This is a genomic window from Campylobacter sp. BCW_4332, from assembly GCF_001763175.1.
Taxonomy (GTDB): Bacteria; Campylobacterota; Campylobacteria; order Campylobacterales; family Campylobacteraceae; genus Campylobacter_D; species Campylobacter_D jejuni.
The window spans coordinates 39,092-52,378 of record NZ_MJYF01000062.1 but is presented as its reverse complement, the minus strand read 5'-3'; the positions used below and the strand labels follow the sequence as shown (position 1 = coordinate 52,378).

Annotated in this window: 15 protein-coding genes and 4 tRNA genes; 12 read left to right on the top strand and 7 right to left on the bottom strand. The window is 29.9% G+C overall.

From position 1 onward, the window contains the following. Positions 1-107: 107 nt before the first annotated feature. Positions 108-1,367 carry an MFS transporter gene (locus AJN64_RS07000; RefSeq protein ID WP_002851199.1) on the top strand — a complete coding sequence of 420 codons (1,260 nt, stop codon included), beginning with the start codon at positions 108-110 and terminating at the stop codon, positions 1,365-1,367. On the opposite strand, the gene mutY is transcribed toward AJN64_RS07000, so the two are convergent. Beyond that, positions 1,353-2,372 (bottom strand): A/G-specific adenine glycosylase, encoded by a 1,020-nt coding sequence (mutY, locus tag AJN64_RS06995; protein ID WP_002868837.1) that lies wholly within the window; start codon positions 2,370-2,372, stop codon positions 1,353-1,355. The two genes, AJN64_RS07000 and mutY, sit on opposite strands and share 15 nt — an antisense overlap. Before the next feature lie 72 nt (positions 2,373-2,444). On the opposite strand from mutY, the gene AJN64_RS06990 reads away from it, so the two are divergent. The 7 genes from AJN64_RS06990 (at position 2,445) to AJN64_RS06960 (ending at position 5,357) form a co-directional block, all read left to right on the top strand. After that, the gene (locus AJN64_RS06990; protein ID WP_002856158.1) at positions 2,445-3,197 is read left to right on the top strand and encodes a hypothetical protein; all 753 of its coding nucleotides are present in this window, start codon (positions 2,445-2,447) and stop codon (positions 3,195-3,197) included. A gap of 71 nt (positions 3,198-3,268) precedes the next feature. After that, a tRNA-Gly gene (locus tag AJN64_RS06985) sits at positions 3,269-3,343 on the top strand. A 9-nt stretch (positions 3,344-3,352) separates the two neighbouring features. Then, positions 3,353-3,441: transfer RNA gene (locus tag AJN64_RS06980), tRNA-Leu, on the top strand. An 18-nt stretch (positions 3,442-3,459) separates the two neighbouring features. Then, positions 3,460-3,533 (top strand) — tRNA-Cys (locus tag AJN64_RS06975). Between the two features lie 22 nt (positions 3,534-3,555). Continuing rightward, positions 3,556-3,643 (top strand) — tRNA-Ser (locus AJN64_RS06970). 201 nt (positions 3,644-3,844) lie between these two features. Further along, positions 3,845-4,855, top strand: a complete 1,011-nt coding sequence (ribD, locus tag AJN64_RS06965) for a bifunctional diaminohydroxyphosphoribosylaminopyrimidine deaminase/5-amino-6-(5-phosphoribosylamino)uracil reductase RibD (RefSeq protein WP_079396962.1) — start codon at positions 3,845-3,847, stop codon at positions 4,853-4,855. Next, a complete protein-coding gene (locus AJN64_RS06960) occupies positions 4,836-5,357 on the top strand; it encodes a hypothetical protein (RefSeq protein WP_002862267.1) in 522 nt (173 codons plus the stop codon). Before ribD ends, AJN64_RS06960 begins: the two co-directional genes overlap by 20 nt. Before the next feature lie 7 nt (positions 5,358-5,364). On the opposite strand, the gene AJN64_RS06955 is transcribed toward AJN64_RS06960, so the two are convergent. The 4 genes from AJN64_RS06955 to AJN64_RS06940 all read right to left on the bottom strand — a co-directional run bounded on the left by AJN64_RS06955 (position 5,365) and on the right by AJN64_RS06940 (position 9,479). After that, on the bottom strand, positions 5,365-6,729 hold the full coding sequence (locus AJN64_RS06955; protein WP_002855898.1) for an L-serine ammonia-lyase: 1,365 nt from the start codon (positions 6,727-6,729) through the stop codon (positions 5,365-5,367). A 14-nt stretch (positions 6,730-6,743) separates the two neighbouring features. After that, a complete protein-coding gene (locus AJN64_RS06950) occupies positions 6,744-7,994 on the bottom strand; it encodes an aromatic amino acid transport family protein (RefSeq protein WP_002862268.1) in 1,251 nt (416 codons plus the stop codon). A gap of 260 nt (positions 7,995-8,254) precedes the next feature. Next, positions 8,255-8,671: a PepSY-like domain-containing protein gene (locus AJN64_RS06945; protein WP_044779888.1), complete on the bottom strand. Its 417-nt coding sequence runs from the start codon at positions 8,669-8,671 to the stop codon at positions 8,255-8,257. 64 nt (positions 8,672-8,735) lie between these two features. Then, positions 8,736-9,479, bottom strand: a complete 744-nt coding sequence (locus AJN64_RS06940; RefSeq protein ID WP_070292840.1) for a DUF4261 domain-containing protein — start codon at positions 9,477-9,479, stop codon at positions 8,736-8,738. A 158-nt stretch (positions 9,480-9,637) separates the two neighbouring features. Between AJN64_RS06940 and exbB the strand changes: the two genes are divergently transcribed. The 3 genes from exbB to AJN64_RS06925 are packed head-to-tail and all read left to right on the top strand — an operon-like array spanning position 9,638 to position 11,125. After that, entirely contained in the window at positions 9,638-10,063 is a 426-nt protein-coding gene (gene exbB, locus AJN64_RS06935) for a TonB-system energizer ExbB (RefSeq protein ID WP_002851166.1), read from the top strand. Beyond that, on the top strand, positions 10,056-10,445 hold the full coding sequence (exbD, locus tag AJN64_RS06930) for a TonB system transport protein ExbD (protein ID WP_053872417.1): 390 nt from the start codon (positions 10,056-10,058) through the stop codon (positions 10,443-10,445). The genes exbB and exbD overlap by 8 nt, the downstream gene beginning before the upstream one ends. After that, entirely contained in the window at positions 10,442-11,125 is a 684-nt protein-coding gene (locus tag AJN64_RS06925) for an energy transducer TonB (RefSeq protein WP_070292839.1), read from the top strand. The genes exbD and AJN64_RS06925 overlap by 4 nt, the downstream gene beginning before the upstream one ends. A 12-nt stretch (positions 11,126-11,137) precedes the next feature. Here the strand turns inward: AJN64_RS06925 and AJN64_RS06920 are convergent, their stop codons facing one another. Together AJN64_RS06920 and AJN64_RS06915 are read right to left on the bottom strand one after the other, a co-directional pair. Then, positions 11,138-12,007: a hypothetical protein gene (locus AJN64_RS06920; protein ID WP_053872415.1), complete on the bottom strand. Its 870-nt coding sequence runs from the start codon at positions 12,005-12,007 to the stop codon at positions 11,138-11,140. A 3-nt stretch (positions 12,008-12,010) separates the two neighbouring features. Then, positions 12,011-12,172 carry a hypothetical protein gene (locus AJN64_RS06915; RefSeq protein WP_002778908.1) on the bottom strand — a complete coding sequence of 54 codons (162 nt, stop codon included), beginning with the start codon at positions 12,170-12,172 and terminating at the stop codon, positions 12,011-12,013. Positions 12,173-12,266: 94 nt separating this feature from the next. On the opposite strand from AJN64_RS06915, the gene AJN64_RS06910 reads away from it, so the two are divergent. Next, positions 12,267-13,250: an MnmA/TRMU family protein gene (locus tag AJN64_RS06910; RefSeq protein WP_002862273.1), complete on the top strand. Its 984-nt coding sequence runs from the start codon at positions 12,267-12,269 to the stop codon at positions 13,248-13,250. Positions 13,251-13,287 lie beyond the last annotated feature (37 nt).

Sequence of the window (13,287 nt, the reverse complement as noted above, 5' to 3'; positions counted from 1 at the left end):
ATTTTTATCGATATTTTTATCTTTTTTATTTCTCTTCTTTATTTTTAAATATATTAAACAAAAATCACACTATACTTAAATAAAAATCTAAAATTAAGGAAGGGTTTATGCAAGAGCTTACTCGCACGAAAAAAATTCGCTCTATTATTGCTGCAAGTAGCGGAAATTTAGTAGAGTGGTTTGATTTTTATATCTATGCTTTTACAGCAACTTATTTTGCTCATACTTTTTCAACTTCAGATAATCCTGTTATCCAGCAAATCAATGCCTTTGGGGTTTTTGCAGCAGGATTTTTTATGCGTCCTATAGGCTCTTGGCTTTTTGGCTCTTTAGCTGATAAAGTAGGTCGTAAAAAATCTATGGTTATATCAGTGGTTTTAATGGCTTTGGGCTCTTTTATGATAGCAGCCTTACCAAGCAAAGATACAGTGGGCGATCTTGCTATTATCTTACTTTTAATAGCAAGACTTATTCAAGGTCTTAGTGTAGGCGGGGAGTATGGTATAGCAGCTACTTATCTTTCAGAACTTGCTACGGAAGGAAAACGCGGTTTTTACTCATCTTTTCAGTATGTAACCCTAATAGGTGGTCAACTTTTGGCCGTTGCAAGCATTAGTATAATGTTTTTATTTTTTAGCATTGATGATATGAAAGATTATGCTTGGAGAATACTTTTTGTAATAGGCGGAATTTTAGCACTAGGCTCGCTTTTTGTAAGAAAAATGATGAATGAAAGTGCTACAAAACTTCACCAGCATGAAGATCGTGGTACTTTAAAGGCATTATGCAAATCTTGGAAACCTTTTTTAATGGTACTTGGGGTTACCTCTGGAGGTTCTTTAGCTTTTTACACCATTACAACTTATACTAAAACTTTTATGGAAAATACGGGTATGGATAAAATGCTTGTTAATAATCTTTTCTTAGGTGCTTTATTTATACTAATGATCATTCAACCTCTTTTTGGATATATAGGAGATAAAATAGGTCACAAACGATCTTTAATTGTATTTTGTATTTTGGCATTGGTAGGAATTTATCCTATTTTTTCACTTATAGCCAATAACGCACAAAATAATCCTTCTTTGACATTTATGTTAGTGGTATTATTGTTTGTTATTTTAAGTTTTTATACTTCAGTTGCTGGGATTTTTAAAGCAAAACTTTTTCCTGAACATGTAAGAGCTTTAGGGACAGGTTTGGGTTATGCTATTTCAAATGCTGTTTTTGGAGGATCTGCTCCTTGGGTTGCTTTACAATTTAAAAATGCAGGTATAGAAAATGGCTTTTTTATATATATAGCTATTTTTACAATCATCATGCTTATAGCTACTTTATGTTTGCCTAAAAAATCAGAGCTTAATTAATTTTAACGCTTTTAAAGAAAGTGCCGAAAGTGCGGTACTTTCTAACTCTTTTAAGGTTTTAAATTCATAATTTTTATTTTCATTGTTTAAAATTTGATGATAAACCTTGATATTAAGTTTATACTTAGTATAGCTGTGCTTAAACTCCCCTACAAAACCCATATCTTTAGAAAGTTTATACTCTCCTTCTTTAAAAAAAGGAAAATTATACATACCCTTATAAAGCTTATCTTGGCTTTGCCCTATGGCAAATTTTTTATTAAATTCAAACAAAAAAAGATTTAAATTTACACTCTCATAAAGTATTTTTTTAGCTCTTGGATAAAGCTCTGTATGAAATTTGCCTTGACAAAAATCATACAAAGGACAAATCCCACACTTTGCATTTTTACTCACACAAACCAAAGCCCCTATATCAAGCAAGGCTTGGTTATGATCAAAAGCATGATTTAAATTTAAAAGCTCTTTAGCTCTTTTTTCAAGTTCTTTCATGCTAGGATTTTCTAAAGCAAAAAGACGAGAAAGCACACGGCGTATATTACCATCAACAAAAGAAACCTTTTGATCATAACCAAAACAAGCTATAGCACCTGCTGTATAAGCTCCTATACCGCTTAATTTTTTTAGATCCTCAACTTCTTTGGGTAATTTAGCTTCAAACTTATCCACACATTCTAAAGCTGCCTTTTTTAAATTTCTAGCACGAGTGTAATAACCAAGTCCTTGCCAAGCCTTTAAAAGCTCATCTTCATTAGCATTAGCCAAACTTTCTAAAGTAGGAAATTTTTGCAAAAAGGGGAAATAAAACCTTTCCAAAACTGATTTAACTTGAGTTTGCTGAAGCATAATTTCGCTGATATAAACTCCATAAGCTCTATCAATATGCTTTAAACTTTCATCACAATTTTGACTTTGTAAATTACGCCAAGGTAAAGTTTTGCGTCCATTTTTTTCATACCAAAGAAGTAAATTTTCTTGTAGTTTTTCAAGCTCTTTTTTTTGCATAAATGAGAGTATAACAAAAAATTTTAAAATTTTTTGCTAAAATTAGCTCAAATTAAATTATTAAGGATATCCATGTTAGCTTTTTTTAAAGGTTTAGGTATAGGTTTTTTATGTTTATTACTTTTTGTTGCAGGAGTAGTTTTTAATGTAGAATTTTTAGGCAAAAAAGACTCTAATCATGATTTATATTTTTCAAGAAATATAGAAGTAAGCAATACACTAAAACCCGATATTTTATATGCAAATATTAATTTTTGGGCAAATGAAAATTTAAGCTCAAAAATCACATTAGACAATAGTGAAAAAGCCGAAATCACAAATACTTTCAATCAAATTTTAGAACGCTCAAAAAAAGAAAATTTTTGTAGCGGAGGAAGTTTTTCTTTAGAACCTAATTTTTCCTATAAAGATGGTATACAAACTCCAAAAGGTCAAAGATTTGATGCGAATTTAGAATGTGAATTTAAAGAAAACCAACTTGCAGATTTTAACAAGCTTTTAAATGACATCAATTCTATCATAGCTAAAAATAATTTCATCAGCGTTTCAACACCAGCCATACAAACAAAATTTTCAAAAGATACACTAAACAACAACAAAGAAAATCTCTACAAAGAGCTTTTAAAAACATCATACGAATATGAAAAAACTTACTCTTTAGATCTTAATAAAACTTGTGTATTGAAAAATTTACAAGTAAATACAAATGCCAATATCACACCTAGAATGTTAAATGCAAAATCTGACAATATAGAACTTTCATCTCCAATTATCAGCGAAAAAGAACAAATTTTAAGCGCGAAAGCTTTATTTATTTGCAAATAACTTAAGGCAAAATAAACTCCTTTTAAGTTTATTTTGCTATACTTTTATCTTCAATTCTTTCAGAAATTTATGCGGGAATAGCTCAGGGGTAGAGCACAACCTTGCCAAGGTTGGGGTCGCGAGTTCGAATCTCGTTTCCCGCTCCATAATCACCCGCCCGGGTGGTGGAATTGGTAGACACAAGGGACTTAAAATCCCTCGGAATTTTTCTTCCGTGCCGGTTCAAGTCCGGCCTCGGGCACCACTTTTTCAACATTATCAGGGCGACATAGCCAAGCGGTAAGGCATGGGCCTGCAAAGCCTTGATCTCCGGTTCGAATCCGGATGTCGCCTCCAAAAAGGCAAAACTTTACTTTATCGGGAGATGGCTGAGTGGTCGAAAGCGGCGGTCTTGAAAACCGTTGAGGGTCACACCTCCAGGGGTTCGAATCCCTTTCTCCCGGCCACCAAAACTTTCTAGTTTATCAAGCTTATGTCATTCCTAAAATTATAAAGGATGCTACAGATGAAAAATAATTTCGGTCTTACTATTTTTGTTATATCCTAAAAAACTTAGAAAAACTATGGTTAATATAACTAAAATAAGAAATACAAATGGAAAATTTAGAATTTATTATCTTAAAACAAAAATATAAAATTTTAAAAATATGTCAAATTTTAAAATACAAGGTAGCCAAATGAAAGAATTTTATATGAATTTAGCTTTAAATGAGGCTTGGAAATATCAGTTTTTAACCTATCCGAATCCGGCTGTAGGCTGTGTAATCTTAGATAAAAATGAAAAAATTTTAGCCATAAAAGCTCATGAAAAAGCTGGATTGGCTCATGCAGAACTTAATGCCATAGCTCATGCTTTTAAAAGTTTAAGACCTGAAATTTCATTGCCTAAAGAAGCAAACGCTTTACATGAGTTTATTTGCAAAAACCATCAAGGTGTATTTAAAGATAGCATAGCTTTTGTAACGCTTGAACCTTGCTCTCATCAAGGAAAAACGCCTCCTTGCGCAAAACTCTTTAGCGAGCTAGGTTTTAAAAAAATTTTCATCAGCGTTAAAGATGAAAATAAAATCGCAAGCGGTGGAGCTAAGTTTTTAAAAAAACAAGGTGTAGAGGTTGAATTTGACATACTTAAAGAAGAAGGAAAAAAACTTTTAAAACCTTTTTTAAAATGGCAAAAAGGGCAATTTAAACTTTTTAAATTAGCCCTTTCTATGAACGGCTCACCTTTTGGTAAAATCGTAAGCAATGAGCTAAGTCGTACTTATGCACATAAAATTAGAGCGGTGATTGATTTACTTGTAGTCGGTGGAGAAACCATAAGAAAAGATCACCCTATACTAGATGCTAGGCTTTGCAAAGCAAAAGCGCCCAATCTTTGTATCTTAAGCCGTCAAAATATAGATAATTTTGATAAAAATATCCCTTTATTTAAAGTTCCAAATCGCCAAATTTATACCCAAATTCCAAGTGAAACTAAATTTTTAATGTATGAGGGTGGAGAAAATTTTCTCAAAACCTTTAAAGATGAAATAGATATGTTTTTGATTTTTCAAAGTTCAAGTTTAAATGATGAAAAAAATGTTACAATACCTTTAAATTTCAAGCCACTTTATAGGAATTTTTTAGGGAGTGATACTTATGGCATTTATGAACTTTAGTGGATTTTTTTATGCAAGAAATGATTTAAGATTATTTAAAATAGAAAAGAAAAATGAATTAAAATCCTTTTTTTACAAAGACTACACCTTATCAAGCTATAAAGATGCTTTAAATTTAAACAATGAAATCTTTTTTTATCAAAGTTTAAAAGAAGGCTTATTTAAAGAAAATGATGAAATTTTAGTTTCAAATTTGGGTAAAAAGATCATACTTTTTAGAAATTTCACTCAAAATTGCGATAATTTTAATGAAGCAAAATTAAAACAAATATTGCTTTTATTTTTTTTATTATTAGCGAGTGTATTTTTTGCAAGTTTGGCTATGATTAATGAATTTGGAGCCATAGATCTTGTTTTTTTAATGATTTGCTTATTGCTTTTAGTGATGGGAGTAATTAATCTTGGCTTGCTTTTTAAGCAAATTCGTATTCTTAAAAGTTTTTCCAAAGAAGAAATGAAAGAATTTTTAAGTCAAAGAATGAAAAAATACACTAAAGTGTAAAAACACTTTAGCATACTGTTTTTAAATTTGTAGCAAGACCACCTAAAGAAGTTTCTTTGTATTTATAATTCATATCTTTTCCTGTTTCATACATGGTTTCTATAACCTCATCAAGGCTTACCATAGGAGTAGATTTACGTGTCATTGCCATTCTAGCAGCACTTATAGCCTTAATAGCTCCAAAGGCATTTCTTTCTATGCAAGGAATTTGCACAAGCCCTGCAACTGGATCGCAAGTTAAACCTAGATGATGTTCCATTGCCATTTCAGCAGCATTGCATGCTTTAAAAGCATTAGCCCCTAAAACTGTTGCCATAGCCGCAGCTGCCATCGAACTAGCACTACCAATTTCTGCTTGACAGCCTGCTTCTGCTCCGCTAATACTTGCATTTTTCTTATAAAAAGAACCTATAAGCATTGCTGTTAATAAAAACTCTATAGCCTTTTCATCGCTAAAACCTATAGTATGATTTTTAAGATAAAGCATAACAGCAGGGATAACAGCACATGCTCCATTTGTTGGCGCGGTTACAACTTTTGCTCCGCTAGCATTTTCTTCAGCAATCGCAATAGCATATAAAGAAATAAAATCTATAATGCCCATAGGATCAGCTGTCATCGCCACTCTTTCTTTAAGTCCTTTGGCTCTACGCTTTAAATGAAGTTTTCCAGGCAAATAATCTTCATTTGGATGCGTACCATTATAATACACTTCTTGCATTACTTCCCAAATTTCAAGACAATAAGCACGAATTTCCTCTTTAGTGTGAAATTGCAATTCATAACGATAAGAAAGCTCTGCTAAATCCCAATCTCTTTTATCGCAAAGCTCTAAAGCTTCTTTTGCATTGTTAAGCTCTATATCTAGTTTTTTCTTTTTATTTTGGTTGGAATTTTTACCTTTTTTTTCTAATTGTGCAGCTGTTAAAACAAAGCCTCCACCTACAGAATAATAAGTTTCTTCATCAACTAACCCACCTTTACAATCATAAGCTTTAATCTTCATACCATTCTCATGTAAAGGTAAAAAATCTTTGGAAAATATCAAATCTTTTTCATAATTAAAACAAAGTTTTTTCTCACCACAAAAATCAATTTGAGCATTTTCAATAGCATTTTTATTTACTTCATCTTGTATTGCTGCGCTTAAATTTTTAGCTTCTAGGCCATTTAACCCCCAAATTACAGCCTTATCACTCAAGTGTCCTTTACCTGTTAATGACAAAGAACCATAAAGAGTAACCTCAACTCTATCAATTTCATCAAGCTTTTTAGCAACTTTTTTACAAAATAAATTTCCAGCAAGCATAGGCCCTAAAGTATGAGAAGAAGAAGGACCGACACCTATTTTAAAAATGCTTAAATTACTCATTTTTTATCCTTAATTTATAAAAGATTGTGAATTGCAGCAGAAATTGCAACTATTCCCATTACCAAAATAAAAAGATCTAAAAATTTATTACGAAATCTTGCCAAAATATCAAAACGATAAATACAATAAAGCGGCATCAAGAAAAGCAAAATAGCCAAAACAGGACCACCAATAGCCTCAATAATTCCTATAACACTTGGATTTTTATACGCAACAAGCCAAGCGATAACAAAGGTAATGATCGCTGTTAAAGTTTGAGCGAATTTACCTTGAATTTTACCATTACTTGCTTTATATAAAATACCGTTTAAGCCTTCTTGAGAACCAAGATAATGTCCTAAGAAACTTTTACTAATGGCCACAAGTGCAACAATAGGCCCAACATAAGTCAGCAAAGAAACTTCAGGAAATTTATTTGCTATAAAGGTAAGAATATTGATATTTTGATCTTTTGCTGATGCAAAATCTTCTGGTGTAAAAGTTAAAGCGCAAGAAAAAACAAAAAACATTACAACAAAAACCATAAGAATAATTGCCAAAGAAATAATTTTTCTAGCGCGAGGTTCAGCATAATCACCATATTCTTTTTTACAATAACAAGCAAGTGAAGAAATAATAGGAGAGTGATTAAAACTAAATACCATCACAGGAATAACAAGCCATAAAGTAACCCAAAAATTACTTGTTGAAATTACGGAAAAATCAACATTTGTAAATAATGATGAATTCCATTGTGGAATTAAAAGCAATGAAAAAATAAATAAAAATATAATAAAAGGAAAAACAAGAAAACTCATTGCTTTTGTTACAACATTTTCACCAAGAATAGAAATCAAAACCAAAACTCCAACAATCAAAAAACTCACCCACCAACGAGCAGCATGAGTAAGATCTGCATTGAAATTAAACTGATTGATTAAGAACTCAAGCAAAGTTGTTGTAAGATTAGCACTATAAACCAATAAAATAGGTAAAATAGCAAAAAAATACAAAAGTGTAATTAAAAATCCACCGCCCTTGCCAAAATAACTTTCTGCAACAAAAGTAATATCATCTTTTGGATTAGAACTTGAAAGCACAAAGCGACATAAATTTCTATGAGCTAAGTAAGTCATAGGAAAAGCTAAAACAAGTATAACTAACAAAGGTATCAATCCACCAAGCCCAGCACTAATAGGTAACAAAAGTACACCGGCTCCAATAGCTGTTCCAAAAAGAGATAAAACCCACCTTGTATCGTGACTAGTCCATTTAGGAGTATTCATTATTCTTCCTTAAATTTAAGATTACATCTCTTTTATTTTAGCAAAATATTTATAAATAATTATTTTTTAAAAAAAATATTTTAAATCTTATGTAACATTTTGTAAATTTAATTTTATAAAAAAACAATCACTTGTATCAATAAAGTATTATTTTAAAACTAAATATATTTTGGGTTTTGCAATCAAAAAAGAAAAAATTTGGAAGACTATGCTTCCAAATTTTTGCATCAAATTTTCTAAGGGAGTTAAATTTTCAAAAATTAATCTAATTTTTGACCTAGGACATTTCCTTGCATATCCGTATAAACTTTCATGTTATTATTAAACTTAAATTTATAACCATTAATTTCTTTATCTATTTCAAGAATTTGAGCATTTGGTTGAGTTGCGCTTACTTTTTTCATAACACTAGGTAAAATAGTATGCGGTAAAGCCTTATATTTTCCATCAACTTCTTTCCAATCTCCATTGATCGTAAAATCAATTTCAGTTCCATCATTTAAAATTACATCATAAGAATCTATATCTTTTTTCACTAAACCAATTTGAGCGGTTTTAAAATTTTTAGAAATAAATTCTTTGGCATTATTTGGAAGTTCGCTAGCAGGAACAACCATATCTTTAGCTAAAAGCACCGTAGCGCCCAACAAAGCAAGTAAAGTTAATTTTGCTTTCATAGTTTCTCCTTTTTTGTCTTGGTTGGCGAAAGTTTAACTCAAAACTGTGAAGTGAATGTGAAACTTAAAAAATAATTTTCAAGCTTTCGTTCTCAACACTTATGCCTTGACTTTTTATAAATTTTATTTCTTTTCCATCTTCAAATTTTAAAATATCTTTATCTTTTAGATTAATATCATAAGTTAAAATATGTAAAACAATATCATAAATACAAAAGAAAAGTTCTTTTTCTTCTATGTTTAAATCACAAACTTCAAGTTCTAATTTATCAAAATTTCTAAGCCCACAAGTATAAGCATTGACTCCATTTTCACTAGGATAAACACTAACATATATCCAATTATATACCGGCAAGCGATTATCATCTAACATTTTTGCATTTTCTATATAAAAACTGGGCTCTAAAACAACTGCACCTGTATAAAAACCTAAAGCATGTTTATTATCCAAACATAAAGCTGCAATTTTCGTAAACATTTTAGCTTGTTCTAATTTGCTTTGATCTTGACTTAACACCGCTATAAGAAGATGAGCTTTATGTTTTTTAGTTTGCTCTAAGGCATCTTTCCACATAAAATTAAAATTTGCATAGTATTCTGCTTCGTGATTAGGTATAGGATTTTTAATCAAATTTAGAGTAACCAACATATTTTCATATAAAAAAATCACGCCCTCTTTGGTAAAATTTTCATCAGCTATTTTTATATTAAATTTATATTCTAAAATGCTTTTTAATTCCGAAAAATTAAAATCAACTTCATCAAGAAGAACAAAAGAGGTAAAATTGTGATTTAAATCTATAGTCATGTTAAACCCTATTAAATTTTTATAAATTATAACCTAATAAAAATAAAAACTATAAACAAGAATTTCTTAAAAATTATGATAATTGATATTAATTATAAATTTATTTTTTATATAGTATAATCTTCTAAAATTTAGTAAGTATATTTTTGGAGAAAAATGTGGAATTTCTAAAAGATTACATCGATTTAATTATCTTTTTAATTCTAGGAATTATGGCATTTATAGCTTTTTGGTGTGTTGTAGAAAGAATGCTATTTTTTAGAAAAATTAACTTTAAAAATTATGAGAATCAAGAGCAATTTGATGATGCGATTAGTGAAAATTTAACCACTATATATATCATCTATTCCAATGCCCCTTATATAGGACTTTTAGGCACTGTAATAGGCATCATGGTTACATTTTACGAAATGGGCTTAGCGGGCAATATAGATGTCAAATCTATAGTCGTAGGACTTTCTTTAGCTCTTAAAGCTACAGCCTTGGGACTTTTGGTTGCTATTCCTGCTTTAATGGCTTATAATGCCTTACTTAGAAAAGTTTCCCTCTTAAGCAATGCTTATAAGGCAAATAAAAATGCTTAAACTACCAAAAAATGAAGGTTTAAATATAGTTCCATTTATAGACATTATGCTTGTTTTGCTTGCTATAGTACTTAGTATTTCAACCTTTATTGCGCATGGAAAAATTCAAATCTCACTTCCTTCAAGTGAAAATGCTACCAATATAAGTAATAATGAAAAAAAACTTCTTATAGCCATAGATGAAAAAAATACTTTTTATTTAAATGATAAATTAGCTGATTTAAATGAAGTTAAAAATGCTATTTTTTCGCTTGATAAAAAAACCATAGTAGAACTAAAAAGCGATAAAAATGCTAAATTTGAAAGTTTTGTAAAAATTATAGATTTTTTAAAAGCCAAAGAACATGAAAATTTTCAAATTCTTACTGAGAAAAACAAATGAAAACTTTATTTTTAAATCATAAATACCAAGCTTCTTATATAACTTTTATAGTCTTTATACCTTTACTTTTTGTCATTTTTCACTCAAATGACTTTTTTAAAATGGAAATTGAAAATGAAGATTCTTTTTCTTTAGCAATAAAACAATTTACCCAAACTAATCCAACAAATGAGACTAAACCAACAGAATCCATTATAGAACCCATCAAACCAAAACCTCAGCCAAAAGTTATTAAAAAAACTCCTGAAAAAATTCAAAAAAAGATAAAAAAAACACCTCCACACCCAATACCAAATCAAACCCCAATAGCACCAACTCAAGAAGTTAAAACTTTTACAAAAACAACTGATACAAATGTCAAACCTAAAATCACCCAATTAACACAAGGAAAAGATAATCACCCTGTATTAAAAGAAATCCAAAAAGCTATACAACAAGCACAATTTTATCCAAGGCAAGCAAAAAAAATGCGTATGCAAGGAACTGTAAAAGTAGAATTTTTATGGAAAGAAAATAAAACTTTAGCAGATTTAAAAATCATAGAAAGCTCAGGATATGATTTGTTAGATAAAAGTGCTTTAGAAAGCATAAAAAAAGCTTCTTTAAATTTTCCACACTATAACGGGGATTTAAGAATTACACTACCTATTATATATGATTTTAAAACCCTAAGAGGGTAAAATTATAATTTACTACACTCTCTTATCTACAATTTGTGTTTCTTGATTTTCAATTTTATTTTGAAAATCTTTACTTAAATTCTGACTTAATTCTTGCAAAGATTTTTGCTTCAGTTTTTCAAATTCTTCAGGATTACTAGCCTCAAGCTTTGCCTGCTCATCAGCACTTAAAGCACTTAAACCTTTTTCTTGGGCTTTTTGAAGCAAATCTTCGTCTTCTTTTTCTTTGATATTATTTTCCTTATCATCTTTTTTATTGATTTTTTGCGGATCTATGGTTTTCATAGCATTAGCTCCACCACCTGATACCTCTTTAATGTCACTTAAAATTTCTCTCATGCTAGGTTCTTTAACATCACTATCATCAACTTTACCATCTTTATTTACATCTTTATCAATAAAAAAATTTAATTTTTCTTCTATATTTGCATCATCAGATATTTTTTCATCGCTTGTTTTAAAGCCTAAATTTTGCATACTTTGTTGGAGAGTACTTGTATTAAAATTTAATTTTACACTTTGTTGTTTATTATTTAAATTTGAATTTAAAGAACCAAAATTATCTTTTACACTTTCAAACCAATTTGAAACAAATTGATTTGCTTCGCCATTAAGCCTTATGCTACCATCATTTCTAGCAACATAATTCATATAAGAACCAAAATTTTTTTGCAAACTACTATAATTTTCATTGCTTAAATTTAAAGCTATAAGTTCACCTTGCTTATTTTCAAAAACAACCTTAACACCATCGTTATTTAAACTCGAAAGATCTTGCACGGGAATTTTATCTTGATCTTCTTTTTTTAATACGCTAAGCTCTTTTTTATCAACATTATTAGTTAAAGAATGAGTTAAACTAGTAGAAGTATCGATTTTCATTATTTATCCTTTTTTACATTTTGCAAATAAACCTAAACGACACATTTTTCTCTCATGTGAATTTTTTAAAGAATTACACTTTTTAAGTTCTTGCTCGTAGTTAGCACAAGAATTTGCAAAAGCAAAAGAACTCAAAATGCTTAAAACCAAAATTATTTTTAACATTTTCCAATCCTTATTTTAAAGATTTTTTAGTTAAAATTATACCTTTTATAATCGACAAAATCTTAAAAAATTTTATAATCTCAGAAAGGAATCAATGAAAGCATTAGCTCTTTTTAGCGGTGGGCTTGATAGTATGCTTGCAATGAAACTCATCACTGCACAAGGCATAGAAGTTAAAGCTCTAAATATCAACATAGGTTTTGGAAGCACAAGTGATAAAAGCGAAATCATGAAAAAGCGTGCGGCAATGGTAGGTGCAGATTTTGAAATGATAGATGTAAGAAATTCCTATCTTCAAGAAGTGCTTTTTAATCCACAATATGGCTATGGCAAACATTTTAATCCTTGTATAGATTGTCATGCTTTTATGTTTAAAACTGCTCTTGCTATGTTAAAAGAAGAAAATGCAAGCTTTATCATCACAGGAGAAGTTTTAGGACAACGCCCTATGAGTCAAAGAAGTGATGCGATGGCAAAGGTTAAAAAACTTGCTCTTGATGAAGAAGATTTAATCTTACGTCCTATGTGTGCAAAAAACCTACCTCTAACCAAACCTGAAAGAGAAGGTTGGGTAGATAGAGAAAAACTCGAAGGTATTAGTGGAAGAAGTCGTAAAAGACAACTTGAACTTGCAGCTAAATTTGGCTTAGAAGACTTTGAAAGCCCAGGTGGAGGTTGTTTGCTAACTCTTGATAGTTTTGCTAAAAAAATTCGAGATTTCATAGAATTTGACAAAGATATGCAGGTTAATGACGCACAACTTTTAAAATATGGTCGTCATTTAAGATTACCCAATGGAGCTAAAATGATCATAGGTAGAAATGAACTTGAAAATACTCTTTTAAAAGGTTTAAAAACTCCTAAATATGAAGTAATAGAACTTGGAGATTTAATCGGAGCTTACTCTTTGGTAGATGAAAAAATTTCAGAAAAAGACTTAGAACTTGCCTTAAAAATAGCCCTTACCTATACTAAACACGAAGTAGGAAAAAGCCATGAACTTAAATTTAAAAATCAAGCTTATACAAGTATAGCTTTTGAAAATAAGGCTGATATTAATCAATTTTTTATTAGTTAAAGTATAAAGTATTTAGCAAAACAAGCGATATAGTATT